The sequence below is a fragment of the Pseudomonas protegens CHA0 genome (genome assembly GCF_000397205.1).
Taxonomy (GTDB): Bacteria; Pseudomonadota; Gammaproteobacteria; order Pseudomonadales; family Pseudomonadaceae; genus Aquipseudomonas; species Aquipseudomonas protegens.
On sequence record NC_021237.1, the window covers coordinates 4,922,497 to 4,939,316 of the forward strand.

Genomic DNA, 16,820 nt, shown 5'->3' on the forward strand with positions numbered 1-16,820 from the left:
AGGCTCGCCTGCCCAGGTCGGCGAGCCTACTTCACATAATCGATCTGGTTGATCCACCAGCAGGTTTCACCTGCCGGGGTGTGGACAACGGCCTCGTCACCCACTTCCTTCTTCAGTAACGCCCTGGCCATGGGCGAGTCGATGGAGATGTAGTCCTTGCGCAGGTAGATCTCGTCGTAACCGACGATACGAAAGCGCTTGATCTCGGCCGCCTCGTTTTCGACTTCGACCCAAGCACCAAAGAACACCCGTCCCTCCTGTTCCGGCGCGTAGGAAACCACCTTCATGTCTTCCAGGCGCTTGCGTATGTAGCGCACCCGACGATCGATTTCCCGCAGAAGCTTCTTGTTGTACTGATAGTCCGCATTCTCGCTGCGATCGCCCAGCGAGGCCGCCCAGGTGACCTTCTGCGTGATATCCGGGCGCTTCTCCCGCCATAAATAGTCCAGCTCTTGTTTCAGAGCGTCGTAACCATCCTGTGTGATGAGCTTGGTACTCAATTGGCTAATCAGCCTCCAGCCTTATGCATGCTGCGCATTAGTTGTATGAGCCGACAAAGCCGGCACGTCATGAGCGGCATCTGCCACCGATCTATGGACATCACTATCAGATTTGTCCGATTTAGATTTCAGAGAGGTCAGCCAATCATAGGGCCAAACAGCCGAGCCGTACGGCCCAGGGCATAGGTTCGACAAGAGCGTCGGCAATCGGCACGCCACACTGCTTGATACCCATTCCCCACAGAGCTAGCCAATAACTACCAACACCTCAAAAACAAAGGGAAAGTACCACATGGGCAACATCATTATCGTCGATGACCATCCACTGATCAGACTGGCCATCAGGTCGGTACTGGATCCTCATCATCACAATATCGTCGCCGAAGCCGACAACGGTGCCGATGCCGTGCAACTGGTGCGCAAACACCTGCCGGACCTGCTGATCCTCGACCTGGGCATCCCCAACCTGGATGGTTTCTCGGTCATCGCGCACATCAAGTCCGCCGGGCTGCACGTCAAGACCCTGGTACTGACCTCAAGTGATTCGAAAAACTTCGCCCTGCGCTGCCTGCAAGCCGGAGCCGCAGGCTTTCTGTGCAAGACCGAGAACCTTCACGAATTGGCCAATGCGGTAAAGGCCATCCTTTCCGGGTACAGCTACTTTCCGGAAGACACCATTAATATCCTGCAGCAGAACACCAACGCCGCCAACCAGGAGAGTGTGTTGATTTCCCGCCTGACCGACCGCGAAATAACAGTGCTGAAACTGCTGGCTACCGGTCTGAACAACCAGCAGATTGCCGATGCGCTGTTGATCAGTCACAAGACCGTCAGCACCTACAAAGTGCGGTTACTCAAGCGTTTCAATGTTTCCAACCTGGTGGCCTTGGCCGAATTGGCCAAACGCAATGCCGTTGTTTGATCATCAAGCCATTAATCGCCACCAAATGACGGACAACCGCCACGACTGAAGACGTTCCAGTCGGTTTCTGTTCAATGGAATTCCGATCTGTACAAGGCGCAGTTCAGCAGCCGTGATGCACTACCGGCGGGTCAACTGCTGAACTGGCGGCGGATGATCAACCCCTGGCGAGCGACGCGGGTCAGTTGCTTGATGACTTCAGCAGCATCCGCTGCACTGGGTGCCGGAATGACCGCCAGATCGAAGCTGTCGCTGGCAAAGCGTGCCAGGGACTCACCTTCTTCGACAAATTGAATCAGAAATGCCGCTGGGCCCGGGGAACGTCGTGGCCAACCGTCGAGATAACGCAATAGTGTGGGCTGGTGCTTGCCACCCAGGAGGATTTTCGGATTGCGCTGGGAAAGACTCGCCGTGATCGGCGCAAGACGTACAAGGGGGCGTGGTGCATTCATCGTATTGTGTCTCTGCCTCAGATTTCTGCCGGGCAGGTGAGAGGCAACACCGAACCAGCGCTTTAGCGGTATTTCGAAGCCTGACTATAGCTTCTATCAGTGATCTTTCGACTCACCTGGCGCCCCGCAAGTAGCTGTTTAAATCGGCGCATGAGCAGCATCCTAGAGAAGCCGACAGGTCAGTGTCAAGATTTGTCAGCTACGAAAAAGGCCTGCATTCGCAGGCCTGGGATAACTTTGCCGACGGCTGATCCAGAGCCTCTGGAACACCGCCCGCGCATCGACTTACTTGGCGATTGCCGCATCCAGAGACAGCTTGCCGGCCCCCTCAATCAGAACTGCGACAGTGCCGCCAAGCAGTGCCAGAGCGAACTCATAACCGTTGTTGGCCATGAACAGGCCATGGCTGATATGCACCGAGAAAATCGCCACCAGCAAGGTAAACGACAGGCCCAATGCAGCGGGACGCGCCAGCAGGCCAATGATCAATGCCAGACCGGCAAAGAACTCGGTCCCCCCCGATAACAACGCCATCAAATAGCCGGGAGCCAGACCGATACTCTCCATCCACTGCGCCGTTCCCGCCAGACCGCCACCACCAAACCAGCCAAAGAGTTTCTGCGAGCCGTGCGCCACGAAGATGATGCCGACGAAGATCCGCAGTACGGTCAAGCCGTAGCCCGCGCGAGTGCCCAGTAGCTTGTTGGTCAGTGTGCTCATGCTGTGTAGTCCTGTGTGAAGGTAGGAAAGTTGGCCGCCATACTAATCAGTTTTAATCATGTTAAAAGCGGAAATTACTCAAGCTAATAATCGATTTTTTAGATTATTTACGTGACGCAACTTTTCGCTCCGGAGGCTCCAGGGAGTCTCGTTCACGATCAAAGGCCAGATAGTATTTGTTGACGCTATTAACATAGCTGACGGCCCCCATGCCCACTTGCTCCATGGCGATGCGCTCCACCTGGAAGAACCACTGGTTGGGGTTGAGCCCCCGCCGCCGGGCTTCACTGCGCATACCCTGCACCCGCTCCGGCCCCATGTTGTAGGCCGCCAGCACAAATGCCATGCGCTCGCGCTCATTGAGTTTGGGGCTGGCAAAAAATTTACGGCGAATCATCGCCAGGTACTTGGCCCCTGCCTGCACATTGCTATCTACGGACTGAATATTGTTGACCCCGACCCGCTGCGCTGCCGAAGGCGTGATCTGCATCAGCCCGGTAGGGCCGCTGCCGCTTCTGGAAGGGGGTTGCAACGCTGACTCCTTGAACGCCAGCGCCGCCAGGTTCAGCCAGTCCATGCCCTGTTCGCCGGCATGCTTCTGCAAAACCGGACGCAGTTTTTCCAGACGCTGACGGTCGGCCCGGGCCAGGGGATAGTGCACCTGATACTGGCGTCGGTAGATACGCAGGAACGCCACATCCTGATCCGCCGGCGCCTTATAGGTCTTGAGGAAGCGGTCGATACTCGCCCGCAGCATCGACGCATCGCGCCGGACAAACCAGTGTTCTTCACCCGGCTCACTGATCTTCAACTGCCTGTCCAAACGCAATTTGGGCAGGATCTTGCTCCAGCGTTCGGCAATCGGCTGCTCGACAACCGTCAGGTGGAAAATACCGCCCTGGACCATTTCCAGCACATCCTCCACCGCCAGGCTGGGGTCGACCCACTCCACCTTGATCGGCGCCAGCTTGTGCAGGGCCAGCTTCTGATTGATCTGGCTGACCGCGTCCCCCGCCGCACTACCGGTAGTCAGGGTCAGGGTCTTGCCGGACAGCTGTTCGATCCGTGTATAACGGCGCTCACCCTTGATCCCGACTAGCAGCAGGGGAACATTACTGACGATCGGGTCGCTGGAGCTGACCGCATTTCCGGGCTGGGCTTCCAGCAGCTCACCAGGCGCCACCAGGTCGCCCTCGCCCCGCTGCAATGCACCCAGCAATTGATCCTTGGCTTTGGGAATGATCTTCAGGCTGATTTCCTGGCCGTCGCGAGCATGGCCATTGAGGTACTGCTCGAACGAGCGCAGGCGGTGGTACTCGACACCTATGGCCTGGCCCTGGACTTCTCCGGAGCTATTGCGGCTCTGATTGACCAGCACCCGGAGTACCCGGCTGCTGCGGATTTCCGCCAGGTCGCGCACTTTTCCCGTGGCGTGTGCTTCCAGTGGCCCGGGCAAGCGCGCCAGCGCCGGCGAGGGCAGCAGCAATGACAGGCACAGCGCGAGCAATATCGAGGATCGGGTCATCCGTTCTCCGCAAAGAATACTGTTCAACCCTTCGTCGCTTTTTGAAGAATTGATTGCCAGAAACAGAGCGCCTTGAGCGCTGGCAAGCTGCGAAAGACCCGTGCAATGGCGCTGAAGAACGTGGCCGTTGCTCTGGTCCGGCAGCAAAAGACAGCTATAACTCGTTGTAGTTCTTGGTTTTTCTTATAAATCTACAGCTCTGATATGCTTTCCGGCCGCAGGCGGAGATAGCACCATGCAACTCATCGATATCGGCGTCAACCTGACCAATCCCAGTTTTGCCGAAAAACACCAAGCCGTTCTCAATCGTGCTTATGAGGCTGGGGTGTGCCAGTTGGTCCTCACCGGAACCAGCGTCGAAGGCAGTGAACAGGCCCTGGAGTTGTGCCAGAAACTGGACGCCGACGGGCAGAGACTGTTTGCCACCGCCGGGCTGCATCCCCACAGCGCCAGCGACTGGAATGCCGACAGCCCGCGACGCTTGCGCGCTCTACTTGGAGAGCCACGGGTACGCGCCGTGGGCGAATGTGGCCTGGACTTCAACCGGGACTTCTCTCCCCGCCCGCAACAGGAAAAAGTCCTGGAAGAACACCTGGCCCTGGCTGTCGAGTTGCAGTTGCCAGTGTTTCTCCACGAACGTGACGCCAACCAGCGCTTGCTGGACATCCTGCGGGATTTCCGTGATCGCTTGCCGGCTGCTGTAGTCCACTGCTTTACCGGTGAACAAAAGGCCCTGTTCAGCTACCTCGATTTGGACCTGCACATCGGCATCACTGGCTGGATCTGCGACGAACGCCGCGGCACCCACCTGCACCCGCTGGTACGCGACATCCCCCGCGGGCGCCTGATGCTGGAAAGTGATGCCCCCTATCTGCTTCCCCGCAGCTTGCGGCCAAAGCCGAAAAATGGTCGTAACGAACCAGCCTATCTGACCGAGGTTTTACGAGAAGTTGCATTGCACCGCGGTGAAACCCTGGAAGACCTTGCAAGCCACAGTACCGCCTGCTCTCGGGCGTTTTTTCGCTTGCCAGAGATTGCTTGACCCACATCAAGATTTTTCCGAGATCATGGCGGCACAATAATGGCACCTTGCCAATACTGTTTCGCTCAATCAGAGAAGACCTTCCATGGGTGCCTGGCTTAGCAATATCTCGCTGAAGTACAAATTCTGGGCGGTCAATGCAGTCGCCTTCGTCACCACCTTGTTATTGGTGCTGTACGCCGTGCAACTGGAGCAACAGGCTCGCAGCCAGACAGCCCAGGCTGCCGCCCAGGCCGAGGCGAGGCTGCTCGGCGCCTGGCCCGTCGGACAGACGCTGCCCAGCGCCGAACACCTGCTGTATTTCTCCCGGGGGCAGACACCCAGCCTCAACGAGCAGACTCTCAGCGAACTCAACGGCGCCAACGGCTGGGTCGAGCTCAACCCGATGCCGCTGTTCGGTGAAAATCCGCTACTGGGCGCTGACGTGATCCAGCGCGCCGACGGCCAGCAGGTCGCCGTACTGGCCTATGCCCCGAGCCTGGCCCAGGTCTTCAGCGATCGTTTCACCAATTACGCCGTCGCAGTGTTCATCCTGATGTTCGCCATGCTCTGCGCCTCGCAGTTGCTGATCCGTTTCCTCCTCAGCCAACTCAACACCCTCAAGGACGTCATGCTGCACGTGGAGAAGACCGGCGACCTGTCTGCTCGCGTGCCGCTGTCCTGCAAGGACGAGGTGGGTCAGATGGCCAGCGCCTTCAATGCCATGCAGGCCGGATACCAGCGGGTAGTCAATACCGTGGCCAATACCGCCCGGCAGCTGGACCAGGGCGCCGCACGCCTGGCCTCGAGCATGAACGATGTACGCCACGGCATGCTCGGCCAGCAGAGCGAAACCGATCAGGCCGCCACGGCCATCAACGAGATGTCCGCCACCGTCTATCACATCGCCCAGCATGCCGGTGCCACCCGGGACCTGTCGCAGACCGCCGACACCCTGGCCGGTACCGGCCATGAAGTGGTGGGCCGGGTGCAGAAATCCATCGCCGGGCTTTCCAATGGCGTGCAGCAGACCGCCGAGATGATTCAGAAGCTCGCCGAGGACAGCCAGAAGATCAATGGCGTGGTCAACGTTATCCACAGCATCGCCGAGCAGACCAACCTGCTGGCACTCAATGCCGCCATCGAAGCCGCTCGAGCAGGGGAAATGGGCCGCGGTTTTGCCGTGGTAGCGGATGAAGTGCGCAACCTGGCCAAGCGTGTGCAGACCTCCACCGACGAGATCACCAGCATGGTCTCGGCCCTGCAGGCCGGCACCCGGGATGCCGTGGATTTCATGCAGGAAAGCTCGTTCAAGGCCGATGACTGCGTGCAACAGGCCCAGGAAGCCGGCGCGGCACTGGCGGAAATCACCGGCGCCGTAGCCCAGATGCGCGAAAGCAACACGCAGATCGCTGTCGCAGCGGAACAGCAGAGCCAGGTAGCGGAAGAAATGAACCGGGCGGTGGTGAGCATTCGCGATGTCACCGAGAACACCGTGCAACAGACCGTTGCCTCGGCCACCACCAGCAGTGAACTGGCGACCCTGGCCGGTGAGTTGAGCAAAGCCATAGGCCAGCTGAAACTCTGATCCGAGTGCCTCTACCCCCCTCTACTGGCTATCGCACCGATAGCCAGCCTTGATTCGCCGCCATCCCAACTGGCCCCTATCCTTGGTTCATGAGTCTTCAAGAACTAAGGATGATCATCATGGGCAAACGTCACCCCAACCTCCCCGCCTGGCAATGGCGCGTCTACCCGCAGAATCACCAGCACCCTGCCAATCTGGTATTGCACCTGATTGCCGTACCGCTATTCATCATCGGCTTTCTGCTGATTGTTTCGGGCGTGTTTTCCTTGAGCTTCCTGAGCCTGGCCATCGGTGTGGTCGGCATCCTCGCAGCCCTGGGCCTGCAGCGCCACGGACACAGCCTGGAGGTCCAGGCCGCCGAGCCCTTCAGTGATCGCAAGGATGCCGTGCAACGGCTGCTGGTGGAACAGTTCGTGACCTTTCCACGCTTTGTCCTGAGCGGTGCCTGGTGGCGTGCCTGGTTGCAGCGCCACCGGCACTGATGGCTCAGGCGAAGATGGTCACCGTCTGGCGGCTCAGGGCAATCAACTGGCCCTCAGCATTCCACAAGGCCGCTGCCGCATGCCCGTAGCCGTCACGCGCGTGTTCGATTTCCACCCGGTACTTGCACCAGTCCAGAGTGCTCAGTTCCAGCAACGGCTGGACGAACTCGATGGTCCAGGTCAGGGTGCTGCCCGCAGCGGGCTTGGTCAGGTGCGGCAACAGCGCCGGCGGCCAGGCATCCACCAGCGCCAGGATATGCGCCTCGGTGACCGGCTCTTCCTTCACATCCCCACGCAAACGCACCCAACCGCCCATATCGCGGGAGCGATTGCCGGTGAATGGCAGGCCACCGATGCTCCAGCGCATTGCCAGATGACGCATGAACTCCGGCGTCACGCCCTGGATATAAGGCAGCTCCTGGCAGTCATCCCAGTGTTTCATTTCGGGCGCTGGCTCGGCGGCCACACTGACGGACGATTCACGGGAAGCGCCAAAACTGCCCTGTACCAGAGTCACCACCTGACCCTCCTGCATGACCCGCCCCAGTACCTGGCTGACGGCCTTGCCTTCGCGAAGCACATCCACCTCGAAACTGACCGGCACATCTGGCGCCACCGGGCCGACAAAGGTGACCGCCAGCGACCGCACGGGGCGGTCCGCCGCAACCTTGGCCCGCATCGCTTCATACTGCAGAGCAACCACCAGGCCACCGAAACTGGCGCGCCCCTGGGCCCATTCCGCCGGAATGGTCAGCGCCTGGGGCTGGCCGCGAACGGCTTCGAGCAAATCGTAGAAACGCATGAAAACCTCGGGGGACAAAAAATAGACTGAGGGATCTTAACCAGCGTCGCAGAGCCACACAGCCATTATTCCGGCCAAAGCAGCGGACAGATAAGCCGCCCTTTGGCCTTCACCGCTTGAAGCAATCGCGATGCAGTTGCTCCAGCACCTGATCGGAGCGGGCCTCGGCCTTGAGCATGGTTCTGCGCCAGACCGCCACACAGGGCAGTAAATCCAGTTGCTGCTCGGCCTGGGCCAGCCATTGCCAGCAATCATGCCAATCGCCCAGGGCGCTCTGAGCCGCCTTGAGGCGCTTCATCGCCTGGGAGGGCAAGCGATCCAACTCGGGATAGGCATCGGCGGCGTAACGCACCCGCTTGATCAGCAGACGCAGGCGATGACGGTCGTGGGCAGGGTCCAGCAGCGCCTGGCCCAAGGCTTTCCACTGTTTGGCCAGGCGTTTTTCGATACTGCCGCGCAGGCCCCGCAGCAAACCTTGGCGCTCAGAGGCCCGGAGGAACCTGGGGAAGGCATCCAGCACCAGAAACAACTGCGCCAATTCCGCCCCCGCGGCCACTGCCGAGTACTCACGCAACAGTTGTGAGGTACGACGGTCGGCAGCAGCATGCTGGCCATGCTGATGCAGATAGGCCGCCAATACTTCACGATCACGAATCGGCGTGGTCACCCGCCCCACTTCGCTGGCCGCGGCTTCCAGTTGCTCCACTCCGGGCAGGCCACGCAACGGGCGCAACAGGCTGCGCAAGCGTCGCACACTGATGCGCAGATCATGCAAGGCCTCGGCATCCGTGGCGGCCGACAAGCGGGCCTGACAAGCCAGCAAACTCACTTCCAGGCCCAGAACCTGAGCCACCAAACGATCAACCAAGGCAGACATCGAGGCTTCCCCAACACGAGTCAAAAGCCTGACTTCGGCTTATCCAGTTCCAAGATTGGCACCGCGAACCGGCGACAGGCATTGCGCCAGATCATTCAGGTTCGCGGTGATGATTGTCGGACCAGCTTAGCGGCTGTCGCGGCTCAGCGCCCGGCCCGGGACTCACGAATGTAGAAACGCGCCTTCTCGGCCTTGTTGGTGCAGCCTTCGAAGGCTTCGAACTGCTGCTGGGTCTTGGCGCCGGTCAGCAGCGACAACGCCTTGGAGTAGCTCACGGTGCCAGCGAAACCTTCGGCCTTGGCCAGGTCCAGCTCGTGCCAGGCAGCGTCCAGCTGCGTGCCGCAACTGTCACGGTAGGCAGTCTTGCCTGCACAACCGGTCAATACCAACGCAATCAGGGGCAGGCAGATCCAGGCTTTCATCGATGACACCTCAAGATAGGGAAAACAGTCGTACAGGTTAAGACGATGGCCGCAGGAAAAAGTGCCAGTCCCACCCCTTGGAAAATATAGCTGCAGGAGCATAGCCTCGCGGCCCCGGCGGCCCTAGAAAAAAACTCACAGGCCCCGCAGCGCATCAGCAATTGAACCACGAGGCGCTATGGGTGCATTGTTGCAGCCTGTTTGTCGAAGGGACGAATCATGAGCAAACGTGTCGCATTGGTCCTTGGGTCGGGGGGCGCTCGCGGTTACGCCCATATCGGCGTCATCGAGGAAATCGAAAAACGCGGTTATGACATCGCCTGCATTGCCGGCTGCTCGATGGGCGCGGTGGTCGGCGGCATCTACGCCGCAGGTAAGCTCGCCGAGTACCGGGAATGGATCGAAAGCCTGGACTACCTCGACGTGCTGCGCCTGGTGGACGTGAGCTTTCGGCTGGGGGCGATTCGCGGCGAGAAAGTCTTCGGCCAGATCCGCAAGATCGTCGGCGAAGTGAACATCGAAGACCTGCGCATCCCCTATACCGCCGTCGCCACCGACCTGACCAACCAGCAGGAAATCTGGTTCCAGGAAGGCTGCCTGCACCAGGCCATGCGTGCTTCCGCCGCGATCCCCAGCCTGTTCACCCCGGTCATGCAGGGCAACCGCATGCTGGTGGACGGCGGCCTGCTCAACCCGCTGCCCATCGTTCCGGTGGTTTCCAGCCACTGCGACCTGATCATTGCGGTGAACCTCAACTCCACCAACCAGCGCCACTACCAGTTACCGGTAATCCAGCGCCCACCCGCGTTCAAGAGCCGCTTTGACAGCCTGATCAACTCCCTGGGCTCACACCTGCCGTTTCGCCGCAAGCAGGCCGAACAACTGCTACTGCTCGAGCAGGAAGCCTTCAAGAGCGAAGCCGCGGAGATCAATCCATGGGTCGAGGGCGCCGAACCGGAAGCCCAGCAACCGGCCGCCGCGCCGCAAACCGACGGCGCGCCGAAATCCGCCAGCGGCTCCTTCATCATCGACAACGTCGGCCCGGCGTCATTGCTGGACCTGGTCAACCAGAGCTTCGAGGTCATGCAGACCTCCCTGGCGCAGTACAAGATCGCCGGTTACCCGCCGGATATCCTCATCAACGTGCCCAAGCGCGTCTGCCGCTTCTTCGAGTTCTACAAGGCGCCGGAGCTGATCGCCCTGGGCCGTGAGATTGCCAGCGATACCCTGGACCGCTACGAGCAGGACCAGTAGCGAAAGGCCGCAAACTCAGGAATCGGCGCCCAGCAAGCGGTAGCCGACCCCCGCCTCGGTGACGATGAAGCGTGGCCGGGTCGGATCGTCCGCCAGCTTCTGGCGCAAGTGCCCGACCACGATCCGCAGGTAATGACTGTCCTCGGTGTGGGTCGGGCCCCAGATGTCCTTGAGCAGTTGCTGCTGGGTAATCACCCGCCCCGGGTGCCGCGCCAGCTGGGCCAGCACCGCATATTCCTTGCGGGTCAGGGCCACTTCGACACCGTCCAGCAGCACCCGCCGATAAGCCAGGTCGACCGTCAGCGGCCCCACTTGCAACGCCGCCTCCTGCACTTCCCCGCTCGGCGCCTGGCGCAACAGGGCGCGAATCCGCGCCAGGAACTCCTGGATACCGAAAGGCTTGGTCACATAGTCGTTGGCACCACCATCCAGCGCCTCGACCTTCTGCAACTCGCTGGCACGCACCGAAAGCACCAGCACCGGCACCGCCGACCACTCGCGAAACTCGCGCAGCACCTGCTGCCCATCCATGTCCGGCAGCCCCAAATCAAGTACCAGCAGGTCCGGCTTGTTCAAGGCGGCCTGGGCCAGGCCTTCGGTGCCGGTCCCGGCTTCAATCACTTTGTATCCCTGGGACGCCAGGCTGATGCGCAGGAACTTGCGAATCTGCGGCTCGTCGTCGATGACCAGGATGGTCGCGGTCTGGCTCATGGTTTCAGTTCAAGACAAATTAAGAGGCAAAAGCGTAGCGCAAGGCATGCCGCATCCGTGTGGCGCTGACGCGGCAAGGCCGCAGCGCGTTCTACAGGTATTCACAGGTCGGACTCAAGCTCCGGCTGGGTCTGCAACGGCAGGTGCAAGGTGATGCATGTCCCCTTGCCGCCAATGCCCTCGGCGACACTGATATGCCCGCCATGGGCGCCGACCATGCCCTGGCAGATCGCCAGGCCCAGGCCGGTGCCTTGCCCGCCGCGGTCGCCACGGGCAGCGGTGTAGAACATGTCGAAGATCTTTGCCCGCTCATCCTCGGGAATCCCCGGGCCCTCATCACTGACGGCGAAGCTCAATTCCTGCTCGCTGGCACTGACTTTCAACTGCAGATGGCCCTGGGGTGGCGAGAAGCGGGCAGCATTCTCCAGCACATTGACCAGCGCCTGCTCGATCAGCGCCGCATGGACGTAAAGCAAGGGCAAGTCCGCTGGCAGTTCGGTGGCCACCTGCAACGGCGCCAGCACCGCCCGCAGGCGGTTCAGGGCACTGCCGACGATATCCCCCGGCGCGACCCAGTCCCGGGCCAGCTTCAGGGCCCCATGGCCGAGCCGGGTCATGTCCAGCAGGTTCTGTATATAGCGGTCCAGGCGCTCGGCCTCATCCCGCGTGCCCTCCAGCAGCTCTCGCCGATCTTCCAGGGGGATCGCTTCCCCCAGGGCCAGCAGGCTGTCGATACTGCCGCGCATTGAGGTCAGCGGTGTGCGCAGGTCATGGGATACCGAAGCCAGCAAGGCGCTGCGCAACTGTTCGGTCTCCCCGTGCAGCCTCGCCGCTTCCAGGTCCTCGGCCAGCCGCGCCCGTGCCAGGGCCTGGGCCAGTGGCTGGCTGAGCGCAGTGAGCAGGCGTCGGCGCTGGCCGCTGAACTCCTCGCCCTCACGGGGGCAGACACCGAGCAATCCCAGGGGCCCGTCATCCACCGACAGCGGCCACCACCACCATCGACCAAAGGGCAAGGTCCCGGTGCCCAGCCCCGCCGGCTGGTCATGCTGCCAGGCCCAGTCGGCCGCCGCACGCTCGGCCTCGGAGAACTGCGGCGAACCACCGGTCTCGACTTTCCATCCACCCTGCCCGTCGCGGTTGATCAGGCAGACACGCAACTCGTCGCGACCATTCAAATGCTGGGCCGCGGCGCTGATCACCGCTTGCCGGTCAGTGGCGGCAGTCAACTTGCGCGACAGGTCCAGGAGCTCGCCGGTTTCCTCCTGGGTATCGCGCAAGGCCTGCAACTGCCGGCGCTGGCGGGCCGCCAGATTGCCGGTCAGCGCGGCCATGAGCAGGAAGAACAGCAGGGTCAGCACATCCTCTTCCCGCTGGATGGCCAGGGAGAAGTTCGGCGGAATGAACAGGAAGTCATAACTGAGAAAGGACAGCGCCGCGCAAGCCAGGGCCGGCCCCAGGCTGCTGCGCACTGCCACCAGCAGCACCGCGGCGAGGAACACCAGGGAGATGTTCGGCAACGGCAGGACACTGGCCACCCCCCAGGCCAGGGCGCTGGCCAGGAGGGTGGCCAGGACTGCCAGGACGTAGTCGAACCAGATCAGCGAATGCTTGACCCGCAGGCCCGGCTGATGGGGCTGGGGCTCGCTGTCCAGGACATTGATCTCCAGGCCATCGGCATTGCGCAGCAAGCGCGCCGCCAAGCCGCCACCGAACCAGCGCCGGCGCCAGCGGCGCCTGGACTGCCCCACCAGCAGCAGGCTGGCGCGACGCTCCGCGGCGTGCTGGATCAGGGTCTTGGCCACCTCGCCGGCACGCAACAGGACCACTTCCCCGCCCAGGCGCTCGGCCAGTTGTTGAGCGGCCTGCAAGCGCAAGCGTGCCTGCTCGTCGCGCAACCGGCCGTTATCCACATGCACCAGGCTCCAGGGCAGGTGGCGACGCTGAGCCACACGGCTGGCGTGACGTACCAGCCGCTCGGCCTGGGCATCGCCGTCGATACCCACCAGCAGCCGCCCGCGCACCGCCGGTGCCGCCTGCCCCAACTGGCGATAGCCCTGGGCCAGGTCGTTGTCCACCTGGGCGGCGGCGGTCTGCATCGCCAGTTCGCGCAGGGCGGTGAGGTTGGTCTGGGTGAAAAATGCATCGATGGCCGCCCGCGCCTGCTCCGGCACGTAGACCTTGCCGTCCCGCAGACGCTCCAGCAGCTCTCGGGGCGGCAAGTCCACCAGCAGCAACTCATAGGCCTCTTGCAACACCCAGTCAGGCAGGGTTTCGCGCACCTGGACCCCGGTAATGCCGCGCACCTGGTCATTGAGGCTTTCCAGGTGCTGGACATTGACCGTGGTGAAGACGTCGATCCCGGCCGCCAGCAACTCCTGAATGTCCTGCCAGCGCTTGGCGTGCCGGCTGCCCGGGGCATTGCTGTGGGCCAGTTCGTCCACCAGTACCAGCTTGGGCTTGGCCTTGAGCAGGCCGTCGAGGTCCATTTCCTCCAGCAATACGCCACGGTATTCCGAACGCACCAAGGGCTGCTGGGGCAGCCCGCTCAACAAGGCTTCGGTCTCGGCGCGGCCGTGGGTCTCCACCACCCCGGCAAGCACCTTGACCCCTTGGCGCAGTTGGCTATGGGCCGCCTGAAGCATGGCGTAGGTCTTGCCAACCCCGGGGGCGGCGCCCAGGAACACCTTGAGTCGGCCGCGGCCGTCCCGTGGCAGCTCGGCTAGCAGCGCGTCGGCGCGACCGGAATCACTCATGGGTTATCTCTCTGCGACAAGACATTCGGTTCAATCTGCGCTCACTTCAGTTGCGTTTGCCAGCGCTCCCTGGGGCTGGAAGCCCCCGCGGGGCATTTTGCAGCCTCGCAGGTTCGGCAGCGGCTACAGCTGTTCCAGGGCCAGGTTCAGGGCCAGTACATTGACCACCGGCGGCCCCACCAGCGGCTGCTCGATATGGGCGTCCACCAGGGCCTGCAACTTGGCTGGCGACAGGTTGCGCGCCGCCGCGACCCGCGCCAGTTGATAGTCAATTGCCTGCGGTGGCAAGTGTGGATCGAGGCCGCTGCCCGAAGTGGTCAGCAATGCCAGGGGCACCGGCCCCTGCCCCGGTACCAGGAGCTTGCCGGCATCCTCGATCACCCGCGTGGCCAGGGCCGGGTTGCTCGGCGCCAGGTTGCTGGCAGAGCTGGATACCGTGGCAAAGGCCCCCGCCGAAGGGCGCGGATGGAACCAGGCATCACCGACGAAATCCTGGGCGATCAGGGCCGAACCCCGCACCCTGCCGTCGGCATCGAGCACCAGGCTGCCATTGGCCTGTTCAGGGAAGGCCAACTGGGCCACGCCGGTCACCACCAGGGGATAGGCCACACCGGTGATCAGGGTCATCAACACAATCAGGCTCAAGGCCGGACGCACTACGCTAGTCATTTCTCACTCCTCGATTCGTTCAGATCTGCAGGCCGGTTACACCAGGTGCAGCGCAGTCAACAGCATGTCGATCAGCTTGATCCCGACAAAGGGCACGACGATGCCACCCACGCCGTAGATCAACAGGTTGCGCCGCAGCAGGTGCGCGGCACTGGCCGCCTGTACCCGCACCCCACGCAATGCCAGGGGGATCAGCACCACGATGATCAGGGCGTTGAACACGATGGCCGAAAGGATTGCGCTCTGCGGGCTGGCCAGCCCCATGATGTTGAGCACCCCCAGCTGTGGATAAATCGCCGCGAACAGCGCCGGCAGGATGGCGAAGTACTTGGCCACGTCGTTGGCGATGGAGAAGGTGGTCAGGGCACCCCGGGTCACCAGCAGCTCCTTGCCGATCTGCACCACATCCAGCAGCTTGGTCGGGTCGCTGTCCAGGTCGACCATGTTGGCCGCCTCGCGCGCCGCCTGGGTGCCGTCGTTCATGGCCATGCCGACATCGGCCTGGGCCAATGCCGGTGCGTCGTTGGCGCCATCACCGCACATGGCCACCAGACGCCCGTCGTTTTGCTCGTGGCGAATGCGCGCCAGCTTCTTCTCCGGCGTGGCCTCGGCCAGCACATCGTCGACTCCGGCTTCGGCGGCAATGGCCGCGGCGGTCAGCGGGTTGTCGCCGGTCACCATCACGGTACGGATACCCAGCTTGCGCAACTCGGCGAAACGCTCGCGAATGCCGGGCTTGACCACGTCCTTGAGGTGAATGGCGCCGAGCATCCGGCCCTCGGCACAGACCAGCAGCGGGGTGCCGCCGCTCTGGGCGATCTTGTCGATCTCCCGGGACAGGGCCGGTGCCAGCTCGCTGCGTTTGAGGCCGACGAAACTCAACACCGAATCCACTGCCCCCTTGCGATAGACCCGGCCCTGGTAATCGACCCCGGACAGCCGGGTTTCAGCGCTGAAAGGCACTGCCGTCAGCAGATCGCTGCCCGGCTCGGGCTGTGGATAAAGCTCCCGCAGGTACTCGACGATGGACTTGCCTTCAGCGGTGTCGTCCGCCAGGGAGGCCATCAAGGCCGCTTCGGCCAGTACCTGGGCACTGACGCCCGGCGCCGGGTAGATGGCGCTGCAACGGCGGTTACCGAAAGTGATGGTGCCGGTCTTGTCCAGCAGCAACACGTGCACGTCACCCGCCGCCTCCACCGCGCGCCCGGACTTGGCGATCACGTTCAAGCGCACCAGGCGGTCCATACCGGCGATCCCGATGGCCGAGAGCAGGCCGCCGATGGTGGTGGGGATCAGGGTCACCAGCAGCGCCACCAGGAACACCAGCGGCAGGCTGCCATTGGCAAAGTGGGCGAAGGGCTGCAGGGTCACCACCACCAGCAGGAAGATCAGGGTCAGGCCGATCAGCAGGATATCCAGGGCCACTTCGTTCGGTGTCTTCTGCCGCTTGGCACCTTCCACCAGAGCGATCATGCGGTCCAGGGTCGACTCGCCGGGGTTGCTGGTAATGCGCACCAGCAGCCAGTCGGAGACCAGCCGGGTATTGCCGGTCACCGCCGAACGATCACCGCCGGATTCCCGGATCACCGGAGCCGATTCACCGGTGATTGCCGCTTCGTTGACCGCGGCGATACCTTCGATCACCTCGCCATCGCCGGGAATCATTTCGCCGGCTTCGACCCGCACCACGTCGCCTTTGCGCAGATTGACCGCTGGCACCAACTGATAGCTGCCGTCGCCGGCCCGGCGGCGGGCGCTCAAGCCCTCGCTACCGGCCTTGAGGCTGTCGGCGCGAGCCTTGCCGCGGCCTTCCGCCAGGGCCTCGGCGAAGTTGGCAAAGAGCACCGTGAACCACAGCCAGAGAGCAATCTGGGCGGCGACGAAGGTCGGCACTGCGGTGTCCGGAATGAAACACAGCACGGTGGTCAGGATCGCTGTCAGTTCCACCACCAGCATCACTGGCGAGCGCTGCAACTGGCGCGGGTCAAGCTTGACGAAAGCCTGGATCAGCGCCGGGCGCCACAGGGCCGAGATTGCGGTACTCGCCACTTCGGCCTTGGCCGGCTGGCTCTTGGCGAGCGCATCGGCGGCTTTGTTCGAGGCAGGAACATGCATATTCATC

16 protein-coding genes are annotated in these 16,820 nt (G+C 62.3%); 5 read left to right on the forward strand and 11 right to left on the reverse strand.

The window, feature by feature from the left end; genetic code table 11:
* Positions 1-26 precede the first annotated feature (26 nt).
* Positions 27-500: a transcription elongation factor GreB gene (gene greB / locus PFLCHA0_RS21735; RefSeq protein WP_011062553.1), complete on the reverse strand. Its 474-nt coding sequence runs from the start codon at positions 498-500 to the stop codon at positions 27-29.
* 292 nt (positions 501-792) lie between these two features.
* Here greB and PFLCHA0_RS21740 point away from each other — a divergent pair, with 292 nt between their 5' ends.
* A complete protein-coding gene (locus PFLCHA0_RS21740) occupies positions 793-1,422 on the forward strand; it encodes a response regulator transcription factor (RefSeq protein WP_011062554.1) in 630 nt (209 codons plus the stop codon).
* A 131-nt stretch (positions 1,423-1,553) separates the two neighbouring features.
* Here PFLCHA0_RS21740 and PFLCHA0_RS21745 read toward each other — a convergent pair whose 3' ends face one another.
* The 3 genes from PFLCHA0_RS21745 to PFLCHA0_RS21755 form a co-directional block, all read right to left on the reverse strand.
* Positions 1,554-1,874 (reverse strand): hypothetical protein, encoded by a 321-nt coding sequence (locus PFLCHA0_RS21745; protein WP_011062555.1) that lies wholly within the window; start codon positions 1,872-1,874, stop codon positions 1,554-1,556.
* A 285-nt stretch (positions 1,875-2,159) separates the two neighbouring features.
* Complete coding sequence (locus tag PFLCHA0_RS21750) at positions 2,160-2,594, reverse strand: DoxX family protein (RefSeq protein ID WP_011062556.1); 435 nt, start codon at positions 2,592-2,594, stop codon at positions 2,160-2,162.
* Between the two features lie 103 nt (positions 2,595-2,697).
* The gene (locus tag PFLCHA0_RS21755) at positions 2,698-4,119 is read right to left on the reverse strand and encodes an MltF family protein (protein WP_015636548.1); all 1,422 of its coding nucleotides are present in this window, start codon (positions 4,117-4,119) and stop codon (positions 2,698-2,700) included.
* 235 nt (positions 4,120-4,354) lie between these two features.
* Here PFLCHA0_RS21755 and PFLCHA0_RS21760 point away from each other — a divergent pair, with 235 nt between their 5' ends.
* From PFLCHA0_RS21760 to PFLCHA0_RS21770, 3 genes are all read left to right on the forward strand, one after another.
* Positions 4,355-5,161 (forward strand): TatD family hydrolase, encoded by an 807-nt coding sequence (locus PFLCHA0_RS21760; protein ID WP_015636549.1) that lies wholly within the window; start codon positions 4,355-4,357, stop codon positions 5,159-5,161.
* Between the two features lie 85 nt (positions 5,162-5,246).
* Positions 5,247-6,728: a methyl-accepting chemotaxis protein gene (locus PFLCHA0_RS21765; RefSeq protein ID WP_015636550.1), complete on the forward strand. Its 1,482-nt coding sequence runs from the start codon at positions 5,247-5,249 to the stop codon at positions 6,726-6,728.
* Positions 6,729-6,847: 119 nt separating this feature from the next.
* Positions 6,848-7,210 carry a hypothetical protein gene (locus PFLCHA0_RS21770; RefSeq protein ID WP_015636551.1) on the forward strand — a complete coding sequence of 121 codons (363 nt, stop codon included), beginning with the start codon at positions 6,848-6,850 and terminating at the stop codon, positions 7,208-7,210.
* Between the two features lie 4 nt (positions 7,211-7,214).
* On the opposite strand, the gene PFLCHA0_RS21775 is transcribed toward PFLCHA0_RS21770, so the two are convergent.
* The 3 genes from PFLCHA0_RS21775 to PFLCHA0_RS21785 all read right to left on the reverse strand — a co-directional run bounded on the left by PFLCHA0_RS21775 (position 7,215) and on the right by PFLCHA0_RS21785 (position 9,311).
* Complete coding sequence (locus tag PFLCHA0_RS21775; RefSeq protein ID WP_011062561.1) at positions 7,215-8,012, reverse strand: acyl-CoA thioesterase; 798 nt, start codon at positions 8,010-8,012, stop codon at positions 7,215-7,217.
* Positions 8,013-8,121: 109 nt separating this feature from the next.
* Entirely contained in the window at positions 8,122-8,889 is a 768-nt protein-coding gene (locus tag PFLCHA0_RS21780) for a CHAD domain-containing protein (RefSeq protein ID WP_015636552.1), read from the reverse strand.
* A 143-nt stretch (positions 8,890-9,032) separates the two neighbouring features.
* Entirely contained in the window at positions 9,033-9,311 is a 279-nt protein-coding gene (locus PFLCHA0_RS21785) for a hypothetical protein (protein ID WP_011062563.1), read from the reverse strand.
* A 219-nt stretch (positions 9,312-9,530) separates the two neighbouring features.
* On the opposite strand from PFLCHA0_RS21785, the gene PFLCHA0_RS21790 reads away from it, so the two are divergent.
* On the forward strand, positions 9,531-10,565 hold the full coding sequence (locus tag PFLCHA0_RS21790; protein ID WP_011062564.1) for a patatin-like phospholipase family protein: 1,035 nt from the start codon (positions 9,531-9,533) through the stop codon (positions 10,563-10,565).
* 15 nt (positions 10,566-10,580) lie between these two features.
* On the opposite strand, the gene PFLCHA0_RS21795 is transcribed toward PFLCHA0_RS21790, so the two are convergent.
* The 4 genes from PFLCHA0_RS21795 to kdpB all read right to left on the reverse strand — a co-directional run bounded on the left by PFLCHA0_RS21795 (position 10,581) and on the right by kdpB (position 16,819).
* Positions 10,581-11,276, reverse strand: coding sequence for a response regulator (locus PFLCHA0_RS21795; RefSeq protein ID WP_011062565.1), 696 nt, complete (start codon positions 11,274-11,276; stop codon positions 10,581-10,583).
* Between the two features lie 101 nt (positions 11,277-11,377).
* Positions 11,378-14,029, reverse strand: a complete 2,652-nt coding sequence (locus PFLCHA0_RS21800; protein ID WP_015636554.1) for a sensor histidine kinase — start codon at positions 14,027-14,029, stop codon at positions 11,378-11,380.
* A 123-nt stretch (positions 14,030-14,152) separates the two neighbouring features.
* Positions 14,153-14,698 carry a potassium-transporting ATPase subunit KdpC gene (gene kdpC, locus PFLCHA0_RS21805; protein ID WP_015636555.1) on the reverse strand — a complete coding sequence of 182 codons (546 nt, stop codon included), beginning with the start codon at positions 14,696-14,698 and terminating at the stop codon, positions 14,153-14,155.
* A gap of 36 nt (positions 14,699-14,734) precedes the next feature.
* A complete protein-coding gene (gene kdpB / locus PFLCHA0_RS21810) occupies positions 14,735-16,819 on the reverse strand; it encodes a potassium-transporting ATPase subunit KdpB (protein ID WP_011062568.1) in 2,085 nt (694 codons plus the stop codon).
* Position 16,820: the final 1 nt, after the last annotated feature.

Coding starts and splice junctions, on each gene's coding strand:
- PFLCHA0_RS21795 (WP_011062565.1), bottom strand. CDS start 11,276: ATGAGCCAGACCGCGACCATCCTGGTCATCGACGACGAGCCGCAGATT.
- PFLCHA0_RS21745 (WP_011062555.1), bottom strand. CDS start 1,874: ATGAATGCACCACGCCCCCTTGTACGTCTTGCGCCGATCACGGCGAGT.
- PFLCHA0_RS21760 (WP_015636549.1), top strand. CDS start 4,355: ATGCAACTCATCGATATCGGCGTCAACCTGACCAATCCCAGTTTTGCC.
- PFLCHA0_RS21785 (WP_011062563.1), bottom strand. CDS start 9,311: ATGAAAGCCTGGATCTGCCTGCCCCTGATTGCGTTGGTATTGACCGGT.
- PFLCHA0_RS21775 (WP_011062561.1), bottom strand. CDS start 8,012: ATGCGTTTCTACGATTTGCTCGAAGCCGTTCGCGGCCAGCCCCAGGCG.
- PFLCHA0_RS21740 (WP_011062554.1), top strand. CDS start 793: ATGGGCAACATCATTATCGTCGATGACCATCCACTGATCAGACTGGCC.
- PFLCHA0_RS21800 (WP_015636554.1), bottom strand. CDS start 14,029: ATGAGTGATTCCGGTCGCGCCGACGCGCTGCTAGCCGAGCTGCCACGG.
- PFLCHA0_RS21750 (WP_011062556.1), bottom strand. CDS start 2,594: ATGAGCACACTGACCAACAAGCTACTGGGCACTCGCGCGGGCTACGGC.
- PFLCHA0_RS21755 (WP_015636548.1), bottom strand. CDS start 4,119: ATGACCCGATCCTCGATATTGCTCGCGCTGTGCCTGTCATTGCTGCTG.
- PFLCHA0_RS21765 (WP_015636550.1), top strand. CDS start 5,247: ATGGGTGCCTGGCTTAGCAATATCTCGCTGAAGTACAAATTCTGGGCG.
- PFLCHA0_RS21780 (WP_015636552.1), bottom strand. CDS start 8,889: ATGTCTGCCTTGGTTGATCGTTTGGTGGCTCAGGTTCTGGGCCTGGAA.
- kdpB (WP_011062568.1), bottom strand. CDS start 16,819: ATGAATATGCATGTTCCTGCCTCGAACAAAGCCGCCGATGCGCTCGCC.
- kdpC (WP_015636555.1), bottom strand. CDS start 14,698: ATGACTAGCGTAGTGCGTCCGGCCTTGAGCCTGATTGTGTTGATGACC.
- PFLCHA0_RS21770 (WP_015636551.1), top strand. CDS start 6,848: ATGGGCAAACGTCACCCCAACCTCCCCGCCTGGCAATGGCGCGTCTAC.
- PFLCHA0_RS21790 (WP_011062564.1), top strand. CDS start 9,531: ATGAGCAAACGTGTCGCATTGGTCCTTGGGTCGGGGGGCGCTCGCGGT.